Consider the following 15,076-nt stretch of genomic DNA (forward strand, 5'->3'; position numbering starts at 1 on the left):
GGCCGGTGAATAATTTCCCCGCCAGGAACTCAAGGCGGACCAGCTCGAAGGTGTCGGGGTTCAGGGACATTTCGATGTTGACCGGTTCGCCGTCCTCGGCTTTACAGGGGATGTCGAAGCGGATCTGCCGGTCCCGCAGGCTCTGGGGCGGGGGCTCATTGGCCGTGATGGAGACAACCGTGAGGCTCCGTCCGGTCATGGCGGAGACGAGCCGGGAGAGGGCGATCCGGGACTCGCGTGTTTTCTGGGTAAAGACCGCCTTGAACACGTTGTCATAGCAGATATTGACGGGATCGTCGGTTTCGTCCAGATGAATGATGTGCATAGAGCCTCCTGATAATGAATATACATCGGGAAAGGTTTTTTTCCAATAGGAAATTTCAGCCGGAAAGAGTGACTGACACTTTTTCCCCTCGCCAAAATTTAAGGATAATGGTATCATGATTTCCAGAGGAGATTTTCATGATCACCCTGGAACGGATACGGCTGGTGAATTGGCATAACTTTGAGGACACGGTGATCGATATCGGAAATCGTTGTCTTTTGGCGGGGGATAACGGTTCCGGTAAATCCACCATTATCGACGCCATCCAATACGCCATGGCCGCAGACCTCCGGAAGGCCCGGTTTAACGCCGCCGCAGGGGATCGTAAGGGGGGCGGCCGGGACCTGATGGGGTATGTACGGTGCAAGTTGGGGGCCGACGATACGGAGTATCACCGGGGGGATACGGTGGCCCATGTGATGCTGGAATTCTCCGGGGGGACGGCGGCTGGCGCGGAAAAAAGCGGCGCCTCCCCGCTGTCCGGCGGCGCTGCGGCGTCCGGCCGCCCGGATACGGGGAGCGGTTTTGTTGCCGCGGTCTGCGTGGAGGCCTATACCGACGGGAAGCTAACGGAACATTTCTGGATTGGGGACCATGTTTCCATCGCCGCAGTCCCTGTACGGACCGCGGAGGGGGCGCCCCTGGTGTACCGCCAATTCCGGGACCTCCTGGCCGGGGGGAATGTTGTCTTTTACGATTCCAAGCGGCTCTACTTGCGGGACTTTACGAACCGGCTTGGGGTGTGGCGGCGCTATGTGGAGTATAATCCCTATCTGGAAGCTTTTACCCGGTCGGTGAGTTTTACGCCCCTGGTATCGGTGGATCGTTTTGTGTGCGATTATATCCTGGAAGACCGGCCGGTGGAAATTACCACCATGAAGGACAACCTGGAAAGCTACAAGGAAGCGGAGCGTGAAGCCCGGGGTGCGGTTTTGCGGATCGATGCCCTGAGAAAGATAAGCCTCCGGGCGGCGGAGTGGCGCAACTACCAGGGCCTTATCCTGAAACAGGAATATTTGAAGCTCAGGATAGAGCGGGACCTGGAGGAACAAAAACGACAGGACCGGTCCCGCCGCTTGACCGAAGTCGAGGAGAAGGCCGTCTCTCTTAAAAAGGAAATTGAATCCCGGGAACGGCAGCGCTTTGAATGGGAGCAGGAACAACGGGAAACCGATATGAGCCTGGCGGCCAACGAAACCCACATCCTCTACCAGCGCATTGAGGAACGGATCAGCCGCCTACAAAAGGATCTGGAAGAGGCCCAGCCCCGGGCGGACCGGTACCGGCTTCTCAGGTCCCAGTGCGAAAGTCTTTTGGGCCGGCCCCTGGGGGAAAATCCCGGAGAGGATATGCGGGTCGTGGAGGAGGAGGAAGGGAAAAGCCGGGCGGAAAAGGAGGAGGCCCGGCGCTTAAAAAACGAGGCGGTTCTGGCCCTGCGGGAGGTATTGGCGGAACTCGCGGACTTGGAGAAGGGCATCCTCCATTACCCGGACGCCCCCACCGCCCTCCGGGATGCCCTGGAAAAAGCGGGGGTCTCCGCATGGTTCCTCGCGGACATCGCCGAGATCGATGATCCCGCTTGGGCCGACGCGGTGGAGGGCTGGCTCAATACCCGCCGCTTTGCCCTCCTGGTGGATGCCGCTGATTTTCAAAAGGCGCTGGAAATTTACGACGGCCTTCCCCGGAACATTGCCGGGGCCTTTCTCCCCAACCTGGAAAAGATGCGGGGCGCTGAAAAACGGAAGGGGAGCCTCGCGGAACTGGTCAGTACCAATTCCCCCTATGCCCGGATCTACCTGGATTATGTGCTGGGGGAGGTGATCCGCGCCGATATCGGCAGCCTTAAAAAGTATGGTTTCGCCGTTACCAAAGAATGCATGACCTACGGCAATCATACCGCCTCCCGGATCCGGGAGGATGTGTACCGCCGCCACTATCTGGGCCAGGCCGCCCGGAAGGAACGGCGGGAATTCCTTCTGGCCGAATCGGAACGGCTCCGGCAAGAACGGGACCAGGCGGAGGCCCGGGAGAAGGAGGCGGAAACCCGGGAGGACCTCTTTCACCGGGCAGCGCGGACCCTCACGGAACTGCAATTCCTCCTCCCCGCGGTGGAGATTTGCGCGAAACTCACCGTTGATCTGGCCCGTTCCCAAGAAGAACTGGCCGCCGTGGACACCAGGAGCTTTCGGGAACTGCAGGAAAAACGGGACGCCCTGGCCAAAGAAATTCGAAACGCCGAAACCGAGATCAACCGCCTGCACGAAAGCCTGGGCGGGGTAAGTCGGAGTGCGGCCGCCTACCAGGAGGAGCTTGAGGCTATTGCCCAAACCCTGGAGGAAAAAGAGGGGAATATCCGCCGCTTTGCCGAGGAATATCCCCTGGAAATCGGGGAGTGTGAGGGATACGCGGAAAAACAGATCGAAAAAAACAGCCTCCGGGATTTGGCCAACAGTTATGAATCCACCCTCAAAGGCTACCGGACCCGGGTGGATAACCTTAAACGGGAATATCAAAACCTGGCCCAAGCTTATGACCGGGAGTTTAACGCCCTCCTCTCCCTGGAACCTTCGGAGAACGACGAGGCCGAGCGTATTCTAAAACGGCTGGAAACTTCGGAACTGCCGGAGTACCGGGAAAAGATCGCCCGGGCCCGGCAGGATGCGGAAAAGGAATTCAAGGATCACTTCATCTCCCGCCTCAACGAGCTTATTGAGGAGGCCCGGGAAAGTTTCCGGGAGATCAACGATATTCTGCGGTCCTTGAGTTTCGGCCAGGATCAGTACCGCTTTACCCTGGAGGAGCGGAGCGACCGGAGGGGGCAGATCGAGATTATCCGGAAGGCCGCGGAAATTCCCGCCCAGGAGGACGGCCTCTTTTCCCAGCTTACGGACCCCGGGGAGCTGAAGGCCGCCCAGGACCTCTTTGAACGGATCCTCAACGCCAACCTCGACTCCCCGGAGCTGCGGAGCATCTGCGATTACCGGACCTACTTTCATTACGACATCAAGATCAAAGAAACCGATGTGATCGATCAAGCCACGGGAAAACCGGTGGAGCTTTCCCTGTCCAAGGTGCTCCGGGAAAAATCCGGCGGCGAAACCCAAACCCCCTACTACGTGGCCATTGCGGCGAGTTTTTACCGCTTCTACAAGGCCCGGCCCGAGTCCACCATACGGCTCGTGATGTTTGACGAGGCTTTTAACCGCATGGACGACGAGCGGATCGGCAAGATCCTGAAATTTTACCGGGACCTGAACATCCAGATTATCAGCTCCGTCCCCACGGAAAAGATCGAGGCCATCGCCCCCCACATGGACCGGATCAACCTGGTGATCCGCCACGGCTACTCCGCCCGGGTGCGGGATTTTCACACCGATCATAGCGCCGACGAGGCCGCTGCCGGGGCCGCCGCTGCGGGGACCTGACCATGACGGCCTGGGAAAAACGGATCATCGACGCTTTTGTCGAACGATACCCCGCCTCCGCCGCAGCCGCGATTTCCGGCGCAGCGGGTTCGGCCCAAGCCGCCGCCCCGGCAGGCCCGGCCGGTGGTGAAAGCCCGGCCGGGGAGCCCCGGCCCCTCAGGCTGCGCTTGGACCGGATCTTTCCCGGGTTTGAAGGGGCCTCCCCGGATGACCGGGAATCTTTTTTGGAGGCCGCCGAAGCCCTGGAACAGCGGGGCCTCCTCTCCCTCATCTGGGTCCGCCACCGTAAAGGTGAGGTTCCCGCCGCCTTAGTCTGCGGGAAGGCGGATCTGCTCTTTGAGTTGGCGGGAAAGCCCTCCCCCCGGATCGTGGCCGAAGATGTCCGGAAGCTTGCCCGGGGCTTAGCGCTTGCCGCCCAGGGGTATCACCAAGCCATGGGTACCAGGGCCCACAAAACCGGGGAAACCGAAATTGCCCTGTTTTCATTTATCGCCGAAAACTTCACCCCCCAGGACGCGGCCCTGGGGATCGATGTTATCGCGGTAACGGATCTGGCCCATCTTACCGGCTTTTTTTCCGGGATAGGAGCCGCCATCCAGGGGCCGGACAAAATTCAGGGGCTTACCCTCCGGGCCCTGTCGGTTGCCCTCTACGGGGATTCAAAACGGCTGGAAGCCCTGATCAGCCTCTTGAGCCCCCTCCTCAGCCGGGCCCGGAGAATGGGGGCCGCGGTCCCGGATTTTGCTTTTTTGGACCGCTCCTACCCCGAAACCTTTATCGCCGGCAAGATCATCCTTCATTTTAAGAAGACCCCTGATCCCGGCCTTCCCCCATCCGGTATGGGGGAAGGGGAGCCGCCCCGCCTCCCGGAAAACACTACGCCTCCCCTGGTAAACGCTGCGGGAAGCATCCTCGGCTTTCCCCTGGGAACGATCCTGAAATTGGGAGCCGTCACGCCCCTGGAGGGAAAAACCGCGTCGGTGTTGATGATCGAAAACAAAGAAACCTTTTTCGTGCTGGCGGAATCCCTGCCGGGTTATACCTGCTTCCTCTATATTGGGGGCCATCCCAACCGGGCAGTTCAAGCCCTGGTATCGCTGCTCGCCCAATCGGGATTTACCTTTTTCCATGCCGGCGACCTGGACCCCGACGGCATCCTCATCCTCCAGGAGCTGGGGGAAATCGCGGGGAAAACGATACAGCCCCTCCGGATGGACGCGGCCACCTTTGACCGTTACCGGAACTGCGGCAAAAAACTGGAACCCACAATGCTGCGGCGGCTCGGACTTATCACCGGTGAAACCCGGTCTCTCCCGGGAATGGAGGAACTCATCCAACGTATAGAAGAAACAGGGCTGGGAGTGGAACAGGAAATAATCGACTACCGGTAATTCGTTACCGCTGGACTCTGCCCGAGGCGTCCCCGCCGGCGAGTTTTTGTACCTCGTCCACCGAGACTTGGTTGAAGTCCCCCTCGATGCTGTGCTTGAGGCAGCTTGCGGCTACGGCGAATTCGATGGTTCCCTGAGGGCCCAGGGACTTGAGGGTTCCGTAGATAAGGCCCGCTCCGAAACTGTCGCCGCCCCCCACCCGGTCAACGATCCGGACCGGGTATTTTTTGGAAAAATAAAAGGCCCCGCCTTCATAAAGCATGGCGGCCCAGTTGTTATCGTTGGCCGAGATCGATTCCCGCAAAGTAATGGCCACCTTCTTAAAGCCAAAGCGTTCCGAAAGAGCCTTTGCCACCCCCTGATACCCTTCCCGGCTTATCTTTCCGCCTGAAACATCGGAATTATCCGCATGAATGCCAAAAACATCCGCGGCGTCCTCTTCGTTGGCGATGCAGACATCCACGTATTCCATGAGGCGGCCCATGACTTCCCCGGCCTTTTCCCGGGACCACAGGTTTTTGCGGTAGTTGAGGTCGCAGGAAACAGGGATACCCTGGGCCTGGGCCTGTTTGCAGGCTTCCTGGGTTATACGCGCCACCGTATCCCCCAGGGCGGGGGTAATGCCGGTAAAGTGAAACCACGCCGCGCCCTGCAAAAGGGCCTTCCAGTTAAAATCTTCCGGGGCGGCCTCGGCAATGGCGGAATGGGCCCGATCATAGATAACCTTGGAGGGCCGTTGAGAGGCCCCCTTCTCAAGAAAATAGATCCCCACCCGGTTCCCGCCCCGGACAATTCCGGAAGTGTCTACCCCGAATTCCCGAAGCTTGTTTACGGCGGCCTGACCGATTTCGTGTTTAGGCAATTTGGTGATAAAGGCGGCATTGAGGCCGAAATTGGCCAGGGAAACCGCCACATTAGCCTCCCCGCCGCCAAAGGTGGCCCCCAGGGTGTGGGCCTGGACAAAACGGTAATAGCCCTCCGGGGCCAGGCGCAGCATTATTTCACCAAAGGTAACAACCCGTTCCATACCATGCTCCTTTACTTTTTTTGTACCAGATGTACCGCGAAGCCGGCGATTTCATCGCTCAGATACAGGGCGGTTAAGGTTCCCTTGGCATCGACTTTTGCGCTGTTGGTGTTAAAGGTAAAACCCTTCCGTTCCAGGCAGGCGATGCCCCGCTTGAGGCTGTTGGTTCCGATAGCGATATGCCCGTTTTTGCCCAGATAGGGGGACTTCATAATTTCAATCCCCTCCCCGGCAAAGATAGAACTGTTCCCGACATTGGGGGTAAAACCAAACAGGCTCTCAAAAAGCCGGGCCGCCTTTAACGCTTCGGTTTCATTGGCCGCGTTGATCCCCACATGGACCAGGGAGAAGCCCAGAATCTTGGACACCGCTTCCCGGCAAAGGGTGGTGATGGTTTCAAAATCCCCGGCGTTGATCCGGTCCGCAGGAACCATCCAGGACCCGCCGCAGGCGAGGATCTTTTCGTAGGCGATATAGGAAGCGATGTTTCCCGGATTAATTCCCCCGGTGGGCATGAATTTGAGGGTGGTGTAGGGGGCGGCCACAGCCTTGATATAATCCAGCCCTCCCGACTGTTCGGCGGGAAAAAACTTAACCACCCCAAGCCCCGCTTCCAGGGCGGCCTCCATATCCGAGGGATTGGAACAGCCCGGGGTAATGGGGATGCCCTTATCAATACAGTGCCGCACCACCCGGGGATTAAATCCGGGGCTGACGATGAACTTTGCCCCCGCGGCAATCGCTTTATCGACCTGCTCAACGGTCAAAACCGTACCGGCCCCAACGAGGATCTCCGGAACTTCCCGGCTTATCCGGCTCAGGGCCGCTTCCCCCTGACTGGTTCGGAAGGTGATCTCCGCGCAGGGAATTCCACCGGCCAGAAGCGCCCGCGCCAGGGGGACCGCCTTTTCCGGATCATCGATCTTAATGACCGGCACAATACCAATTTTTCCAATTTCTTCCAATACGGTAACCATACAATGTCCTTTACGAAGGGGATTTATACTGTAGTATAATAGAGATGCCAACAGGACGCAAGGGGCCACAGTAAGACATCGAAAAAGCAACCGAAAAGAGGGGGTTGAGCCATTTTGAAATGTCTCATCACGACGGGCAGCCGTTAGGACCCGCGCAGAAATAACATGACCGATTGGTCATGTTATTTCCGCGCGGGTCCTTATGGAGCTATCGGAATCAGTACCATCAAAAAACACCGCTGATATGGAGGAATGGGACCTTTACCAGAACCATCAGCTGATTCAGATGAGAGTAAAAATTTTGTTTTGATAATTCACTAAAACCCATTATTCGTCTATAATGATTCAATGCGAAAGAACCATGCCCTGTCAAAAAAATTTACCGGGAAGAGAAGCTTGTCCCCATACATCTTTTGTATATCCTTGTTTTTTATCCTTTGTCCGATATACCTTGCCGCGCAGGAAAAGATACCGGGTGAGTATTTAACCGTTAGGATTGTTGAAATAGGACCGGGGGACGAGTTTTTTTCGTGGTGGGGGCACTTGGCAGTTATGGTGGACAATGAGCTTACCGGTGAATCCCTCTGTTATGATTTCGGCGTTTTTTCCTTTGATGATCCTCATTTGGTCCGTAATTTTCTTAAAGGAGATCTGAATTACAAAGTAATGGTCAGTACCGCCCAGGATGAACTTGAATGGTATATAAAAAACAACCGTGACATAACCGTTTATACCTTAAATCTGGACAGCCGGCAAAAAGAACAAATTATTTATGCGTTAAACTGGAATGTTTTGCCGGAAAACCGGAACTATGTTTACAAGCTGTTTACCGATAACTGTGTGACACGGGTAATATACATCATTGACAAGGTACTTGAAGGGAAATTTACAGAAAAATATAAAAATGAAAACGGGCGATTTACGCTACGGGAACATGCGGAACGGCATCTCTACCGTTCTGCTGTTATGTATGTGATATTAAACTTTATCATGGGCGGGGAAATTGATAAACCCGTATCAAGGTTTGAAGAAATGTTCCTGCCCTCCGAATTTACCGCAGCCATTGTTGATTTTACTTATACCGATGCAAAGAAAAACAGACAGCTCCTGGTAAGCAGTATCGAAAAAATAAATACCGCCGTTGGAAGGCCGGTGGTTCTATCAAAGCCGCCGCGCGGCGAATTATACGCATTTTTTGCCGGGATGACCGGAGCCGTTGTGCTTATACTGTTAGTCATGTTTGAAAAAAAGCATAGAAGTGTTCTTATTATTTCTGGTATTGTCAAAAGCCTTATAACGTTATATTGGGCATTGGCGGGAACAGTTCTTTTTTACGCGATGTTTTTTTCTCATCATACATACACCTATAACAATCTAAACATCATCTATGCCAATCCGCTTCTTTTTTTCGGCGTGCCCTTGGGGATTTTGTCTGCATTTAAAAAGCAGGAACACAAACGGATCTTTTATTCCCGGGTCTTAAAAGGGCTATGGACATATATTTTATTTGGATGTGTTTTTACTATCATTTTAAGAATAAGCGGTGTTAATCGTTCAGATAACACGCTTAACTTGTTTCTTATTATCCCATCCGCCGCTGTATTGAGTTTTTTGGAAGACCTGGCGGTTATGGTACAAAAGAAACTTCGCTTAAAACAACAGCCTTAGATTCAAACATTCACTACATTTATTGGATTTCCCTGTATGAATGCGGCGAGGTTTTTAACGGCTATATCCATGAGCCGGGCCCGGCTTTCACGCGGCGCCCATGAAATATGCGGGGTAATGATACAGTTCTTTGCCGTAAGCAGCGGATTATCCCCTTTTATGGGCTCGGTGGACACCACGTCTAAACCCGCCGCATATATTTTGCCGCTGTTCAACGCATCGGCCAGATCCTGCTCAACAACCAAAGGTCCGCGGGAGTTATTCAAAAGGATAACGCCGTCCTTCATCTTTTCAATAGTGGTTTTATTGATGAGCCCCTGGGTTTCCGGAAAAAGGGGACAGTGCAGGCTGATTACATCTGACTTGGCAAAAAGCTCATCCAGGGAAACGTATGGCGCTATTTGTCTGCCTGAATCAGTGGGGGATTGATCGTAAGCCACTACCTTCATTCCCAATGCCTTGGCAATAGTTCCGGTAGCCTGACCGATCCTGCCAAAGCCGATAATCCCCATAGTTTTACCGTTCAGCTCTATCAGGGGATAATCCCAAAAACAAAAATCGCTGCTATGTTCCCATCTCCCCTCGTGTACTGCCCTATGGTGGTGCCCGATATGATGGCAAATTTCCAAAAGCAGGGCAATGGCAAATTGCGCGACAGCGGCCGTGCCGTAGGTTGGTATATTACATACCGGGATCCCCCTGTTTTTTGCCGCCTGGGTATCAATAATATTATACCCGGTTGCCAACATCCCAATATAACGGATGTTATTGCAATGCATCATAACATCTGCATTAATGGGTGTTTTATTGGTAATAACCGCCTCAGCATCTCCAATACGACTGATTATTTCCTGATTGTCGGTAAGCGAAGTACGATCATAAACCGTAAGCTCCCCTAATTTTTCAAACCCTTCCCAGCTTAAATCCCCGGGATTTTCGGTATACCCATCTAAAATCACTATTTTCATATTTTAACCCTTTTCATAGTTCAACCTTTCCGCGTTGTTTTGCCATTTCACTACGCCAGGTTCGCAGTTGATCCACTGTCGGCTTCTCACCTTTTTTGATTGCCTCGCGGCAGGGTTTAAGAACCGACAGTTCCGCATCGGATACACGGCGGCATACATCCGCCAACTTCAGGGCGGCTTCAATGGGGATGACCACCGCGCCATGACAATCGGCATGAATTAAGTCGCCGGGATTTACGGTCATTCCACAGATATAAACCGGACATTTCCGGTCAACCAGATGGGATTCCGCGCGGGCAACCATAATATCCGTTGAAAAGAATTGAAAGCCAAGCTGCCCGACCTCATTGAGATCCCGCACCCCGCCTTGGGTGAGGGTTCCGACCGCGCCCAGGGCCTTGAACGTCGTCGCCTGTACTTCACCCCAAAAGGAACCGATGGGATGCTCATCAATATCCTGCACCACCGCAACTACCGGGTTTTCAGTCTCCAGAACATCCTGAAAATAGGCAAACATCAGCTCTTTTTGCGCATCCGTCGGCGGAACAAGGCCGGACACTTTTGCGGTTGCCGCATATCCGACCATGGGCTTATCCGCGGGTGTCCTCAGCAGCAATCCGGGATAAGAAAATCCTATACTATTCGACCGCAGTTTAAAGCACTCCAGCGCGTTCCATACGGTCGGCGTATCAAATTCCTGAAGTTCCGCAACTTGTTCTCTGTTGAGCAGCATATCCAAGTCCTCCTTTTCACCGGCTATTTTACTATAATTGCCGTGAGGATCACCATAGTGGTTCCCAGTAAAAGGCTCCATTTAAATATCACCTTGAAAGCGTCCCGGTAATTGAGGCCCATCAACCCAAGGCCAAGATAGGTCGAAGCAGTGGTCAGGCAGAGCCCGCCTCCCAAACAGCGTCCCACGACGAACATGGATGCCACCGTGTCCGGCGAAACGTTGTATTGGGCGCCGATATTCACCATCACCGGCATAACGCCGTAAATCATCGCGTCGGCGTTGAGCAGCCAACTGAGGGGCGTAACCAACAGTCCCACGATGATATGGATAACGCTGTTTAACTGCGAAGGAATTACAGAAACAATGGCGTTTGCGAGCGCGTCAAACATACCGGTTCCGTCCATGATCCCCAGCAGCGCCCCGGCTCCCACAACGGTATACACGTTTACGAGAAGATTGCCCGCATAAGACTTAATCCGGGCATTTTGTTCCTTGGCGGTACGGTAGTTAAGGGGAAGCACGATGGCGCAGCCTATGAGAAAGCCGATGTAGGAAGGCACGCCAATAAACAGGGAAGCGATGAGGATTACCGTTATAATCAGATTAATCCAAAAAAGCTTGGGACGCTGCAGGGCCTTTGTTTCTTCGGAGACGGCGATTTGTCCCACTAATTGGACATCCCCGGCGGGGATGAAGAGTCCGCGTTTTTGTTCCGCCCGGGAAGCAAAATACAGGATGACGAAACTTGAAATGAGGCTGATGACCTGCACCGGAGCAAGCTTGCGATACAGGATCATCACATCCTCCAGGCCGAGAACGGTCGCCGCCCGGGCCGCAGGTCCGGCCCAGGGAAGGATGTTCATGGTGGTAACTACGGTACAAAAAATGAGCGCCATCAAGGTCCGGCTTATTTTCAATTTGTCGAACACAATCAGCATGGGGGGAACCGTTACCATAAGGGTGGTTATTCCCTGACCGTCCAAATGGGTAACTACCGCAATCAACGCCGTTACCGCGACCACGCTAAACACGCTTTTGCCGATGAGCCTGCTTCGCAGCAACCGGTTGATAATGGGTTCAAAAAGTCCCGCGTCGGACATGACCCCAAAGTAGATAGTAGCGAAGATTAACAGCGCCGCGATTACCAATACATCACTGATGCCCTCATGGACAAATCCAAGCGTATTGGAAAAACCGGTTCCGATAACGAGGGCCACCGCAATCGGAAGCAGCGCCATGATATTCCCCGGCAGGAAATTACTTTTCAAGATCAGGATCAATAAAACCGCCAATAAAAAAACAGTCGCCAAAACCAGCATCATCTTACCCCCTCTTTTTAAGCGACTTTTGCCGCTATGATCCAATCGGAAGTGTTACGTGAAACGTAACGCCTACTCCTTTATTTAAGCGGCACCTTGCCGCTATGATCCAATCGGAAATGTTACGCGAAGCGTAACACCTGTTCCTTTCCCTAAACAACACCTATATTTCTGTCTCGGCCAGGCGGATATACTGTTGCCCCGCGTGCATATCATTTTCATATTTGTGTCCCGAAGGAAGCGCCCGGGGAAATGAAAACTTGATAACCCGGATATTGTCGACATAAAACACTTTGGTTTTTTCACCGTCAACGCCGTAGAGTTGAGCCACCCGCTCTTTGGTGACGTTTGGAGAATTCTTGATGGTATTGTACGAAACATCGTTATCACAGAATATTTCCAGCGTAACCCAAAACGGACCGGCATTTTTCGAGCGCACATACTGCGCCAATTCCTGAACCATCGCCATATCATTCACCCCTTGCTATTTAATATCCACATAATCAATGCGGACGAGTTCCAGCGGATCCTGCACGTCAACCACATGATGCAGCTTAAATTCATAGGTTGCCCCCCGGGGCGTGTCGACCGGAGAAAACGGAAACGCAAAGCTTGGCATTTGCTCGCTGAAATCCGCCGGAAAGTGGAGCAGATAGGGATTGAAAACTTTGGCTATCTGGGTCGCCAGTTCCTGGGTCTTGGCGGTAACGGTAAGCAGCATCCCAATCTCCCTCGGCGGCGGGGTTCCCTCGGGGACCGGTCCGGAAATCACCGCATTATATCCGTAGGCCTTAAAATTGAATGAGTAGTCTTCGTGGGGGATGCCCAGCTTCTGAATGTAGCGGTCCACATATTCGCTGATATTCTTGATCCATTTTTCCGGATCAGCGAGTACTTTCCGGTTCGCCATACCGACCAGGCTTATATTCTGGTATCCGGTCAAGGCCGCGCCTTCCAGCTTCATCGTATATTGATCGGCATGTTCAAATTCCGATCCCGTTACATAGACCGTGTACTCATCGACCTGCGTGTAAACCGCGTTCTTGGTCAGCATCGTTCCCGAGGGCTCTTTCAGGTAGAAGGGATCGGCGTTTTCATAAAGCAGATGCGCGGAAACCGTATAGGGGGTGCAATGGGCGTCAGGCATCAGCGGCTTTACATAAAACCCCGTTTCATCGACCGTTAAGAAGACCCCCATGCCGTCGGACTTGTCGGCGCATTGGGCGCCGCACTCCACGGTTTTGGCTCCATGCCATGCGGCGGCTACGCTGCACCCCCAATCAACCGGCAGCGCCGCGATAATCGCCGTGTCCGTAGCGCGTCCCGCCAGGACAACATCCGCGCCGTTTTTTACCGCCTCGATAAAGGGTTCCGCGCCGATTACCGCGACAATATTGCTGCATTCATCAAAGGTCTCTCTGGTGATTTCCGGCGCACCCTCCAGCGGATGAATTTTCCCCGCATCCCATTTCTTTTTCAGAACTTCGGGCTTTTGCTGGGAATATACTTTGGCAATTTTACCGTGAAACCCCGCTTCCCGGAAAATTTCTTCAACTATGTCGCCGCACTCATCCACCATGTTATCGGTTCCACAGGTGCCGCAGCTGCCTACCAGCAGCGGAATACCGGCTTTCATCGCGCCTGATACCGCTATTTTCAAATCATTTTTCACCGCGGCGCGGGAACATTTGCACATGCCCTTTGCCAAATATCCGGGTCCGGAGTCTGTCGAACCGGCATCAATGGCGATGGCATCCGGCTCCATCGCCATGCCATGGTCAAACGCCTCCTGATTGATCCCGGCTCCAAGCCCGCCGATGGGCATAAGTATTTTACAGGTTTTCATTAAACCCTCCTTCTTAAATGGTAACATTGACTGTTTTACGATATCCGGGTATATTGTATTTGTCAAATACTATTTTAATTATAATTATTATAGTTTTTTTATTATGATATGGAGGGCCTTTATGAATGACCGGCACTTTCGTTATATTCTTGAGATCGCAAAAGAAGGAAGTGTCACCGCCGCCGCACAGAACTTATTCATCAGCCAACCCTCCTTAAGCAATTTGCTGGCAAGCGTGGAAGAAGAGATCGGCGCCAAAATCTTTGACCGCAGTGTGGTTCCAATGGTGCCGACCTATGCCGGCGAGAAGTACCTTGAGGCGGCCAAAAAGGTGCTGGGAACCATGCAGGAACTCCAGAGCCAGATCGACGATATGCAGGACAGCCTGACCGGACAGCTTCATATCGGCTGCGGACATGAATCTTCTTTTGTCATTCCCGCTATTCTTCCCGTTTTGATGGAGCGGTTTCCCGGAATTCAATTTAAGCTGACCGAAGACCATGCTCCGGTTCTTGATGAATTACTATTGAGCGGTCTCCTTGACGTCATTCTATACGCCGCTAAAACAACCCACCCAAATGTGGTGTGTATGCCCCTGACAAAAGACGAGATGCTGCTGTTGAGTCCGGTTGATTTCATTCCCAAAAAAACCGTTTCTATCAAAAACAGATCCTTTCCCGGTATAGATTTAACGGAGTTGGCGGACCGGCCCTTTGTGCTGATGAAAAAAAAGCATCACCTGCGCGTTATACAGGATCTGATCCTCAGGGATGTTGGGTATACGCCAAATATCATTTTGGAAACAGACCATTGGCTGACCTGTCTTCGCATGGCGGAAAGCGGGATTGCCTATACCTTGCTGCCAAACGCCAAAATTGAAATCGATACCCACCATATCGGGAAATTCAGTTTGATGGGAGATTACTACCGCCAAAGGTACCTGTGTTACCGAAAAAACGCCTATGTTTCAAAGGCGTTAAAAGAATTTATCTCCGTCGTTTATTCTTTGCTGCGGCAAAATACCGGTTGATCTATTTCTTTACCGCTTGAGTTGACCATGTGAATATGTCACGACGTTGGACCTTTACAATATATTTTTCTATGGTTGATTATTTATTCCTAAAATATTTTTCCAGTCTCTTCGGCCATATAAAAATCTTATTACATCCACTTTCTTTTCGTTTTCATCTATTGTGTAAAACATCATATAATTTTCTCTCGAATCGTTTTTATTGATTCCTTTAGAGGTTTTGTTTTTCCATCGTTTGCCTGTTCTAAGCCCTCATTTATAAGGGAATATAACTCCAATTTTCCCGCCAATAACTCATACGTTTCTATACTCATTACCGCAAGATCCCCTGTTCCATTTTTTGTAATGAATACCGGCTCTGCAT

The 15,076-nt window shown here is 52.8% G+C and carries 13 protein-coding genes; 4 read left to right on the forward strand and 9 right to left on the reverse strand.

What is annotated here, in order from left to right; all coding sequences use genetic code 11:
- Positions 1–325 (reverse strand): PD-(D/E)XK nuclease family transposase (locus tag LQZ21_RS13810; RefSeq protein ID WP_411045107.1); only part of this gene is annotated, 325 nt, incomplete at its 3' end.
- 137 nt (positions 326–462) lie between these two features.
- Here LQZ21_RS13810 and LQZ21_RS13815 point away from each other — a divergent pair.
- Positions 463–3,750 (forward strand): ATP-binding protein, encoded by a 3,288-nt coding sequence (locus LQZ21_RS13815; RefSeq protein ID WP_411045108.1) that lies wholly within the window; start codon positions 463–465, stop codon positions 3,748–3,750.
- A 2-nt stretch (positions 3,751–3,752) separates the two neighbouring features.
- On the forward strand, positions 3,753–5,141 hold the full coding sequence (locus LQZ21_RS13820) for a Wadjet anti-phage system protein JetD domain-containing protein (protein WP_411045109.1): 1,389 nt from the start codon (positions 3,753–3,755) through the stop codon (positions 5,139–5,141).
- Positions 5,142–5,145: 4 nt separating this feature from the next.
- Here LQZ21_RS13820 and LQZ21_RS13825 read toward each other — a convergent pair whose 3' ends face one another.
- Positions 5,146–6,168 (reverse strand): PfkB family carbohydrate kinase, encoded by a 1,023-nt coding sequence (locus LQZ21_RS13825; RefSeq protein ID WP_411045110.1) that lies wholly within the window; start codon positions 6,166–6,168, stop codon positions 5,146–5,148.
- 11 nt (positions 6,169–6,179) lie between these two features.
- On the reverse strand, positions 6,180–7,145 hold the full coding sequence (locus tag LQZ21_RS13830) for a bifunctional 4-hydroxy-2-oxoglutarate aldolase/2-dehydro-3-deoxy-phosphogluconate aldolase (RefSeq protein WP_411045111.1): 966 nt from the start codon (positions 7,143–7,145) through the stop codon (positions 6,180–6,182).
- A gap of 348 nt (positions 7,146–7,493) precedes the next feature.
- Between LQZ21_RS13830 and LQZ21_RS13835 the strand changes: the two genes are divergently transcribed.
- Positions 7,494–8,813: a lipoprotein N-acyltransferase Lnb domain-containing protein gene (locus tag LQZ21_RS13835; protein ID WP_411045112.1), complete on the forward strand. Its 1,320-nt coding sequence runs from the start codon at positions 7,494–7,496 to the stop codon at positions 8,811–8,813.
- Between the two features lie 2 nt (positions 8,814–8,815).
- Here the strand turns inward: LQZ21_RS13835 and LQZ21_RS13840 are convergent, their stop codons facing one another.
- The 5 genes from LQZ21_RS13840 to LQZ21_RS13860 all read right to left on the reverse strand — a co-directional run bounded on the left by LQZ21_RS13840 (position 8,816) and on the right by LQZ21_RS13860 (position 13,682).
- Positions 8,816–9,781: a D-2-hydroxyacid dehydrogenase gene (locus tag LQZ21_RS13840; protein WP_411045113.1), complete on the reverse strand. Its 966-nt coding sequence runs from the start codon at positions 9,779–9,781 to the stop codon at positions 8,816–8,818.
- A gap of 13 nt (positions 9,782–9,794) precedes the next feature.
- On the reverse strand, positions 9,795–10,514 hold the full coding sequence (locus LQZ21_RS13845) for an RraA family protein (RefSeq protein WP_411045114.1): 720 nt from the start codon (positions 10,512–10,514) through the stop codon (positions 9,795–9,797).
- A gap of 23 nt (positions 10,515–10,537) precedes the next feature.
- Positions 10,538–11,839: an SLC13 family permease gene (locus LQZ21_RS13850; protein ID WP_411045115.1), complete on the reverse strand. Its 1,302-nt coding sequence runs from the start codon at positions 11,837–11,839 to the stop codon at positions 10,538–10,540.
- 160 nt (positions 11,840–11,999) lie between these two features.
- Complete coding sequence (locus LQZ21_RS13855) at positions 12,000–12,305, reverse strand: DUF4387 domain-containing protein (protein WP_411045116.1); 306 nt, start codon at positions 12,303–12,305, stop codon at positions 12,000–12,002.
- Positions 12,306–12,320: 15 nt separating this feature from the next.
- Complete coding sequence (locus tag LQZ21_RS13860; RefSeq protein ID WP_411045117.1) at positions 12,321–13,682, reverse strand: acyclic terpene utilization AtuA family protein; 1,362 nt, start codon at positions 13,680–13,682, stop codon at positions 12,321–12,323.
- Between the two features lie 121 nt (positions 13,683–13,803).
- Between LQZ21_RS13860 and LQZ21_RS13865 the strand changes: the two genes are divergently transcribed.
- Positions 13,804–14,712, forward strand: coding sequence for a LysR family transcriptional regulator (locus tag LQZ21_RS13865; protein WP_411045118.1), 909 nt, complete (start codon positions 13,804–13,806; stop codon positions 14,710–14,712).
- Between the two features lie 173 nt (positions 14,713–14,885).
- Here the strand turns inward: LQZ21_RS13865 and LQZ21_RS13870 are convergent.
- Positions 14,886–15,076: type II toxin-antitoxin system prevent-host-death family antitoxin (locus LQZ21_RS13870; RefSeq protein WP_411045119.1), on the reverse strand; the 191-nt coding region annotated here is incomplete at its 5' end.

Source organism: Treponema sp. TIM-1, from assembly GCF_046533115.1.
GTDB lineage: Bacteria > Spirochaetota > Spirochaetia > Treponematales > Breznakiellaceae > JAIRMO01.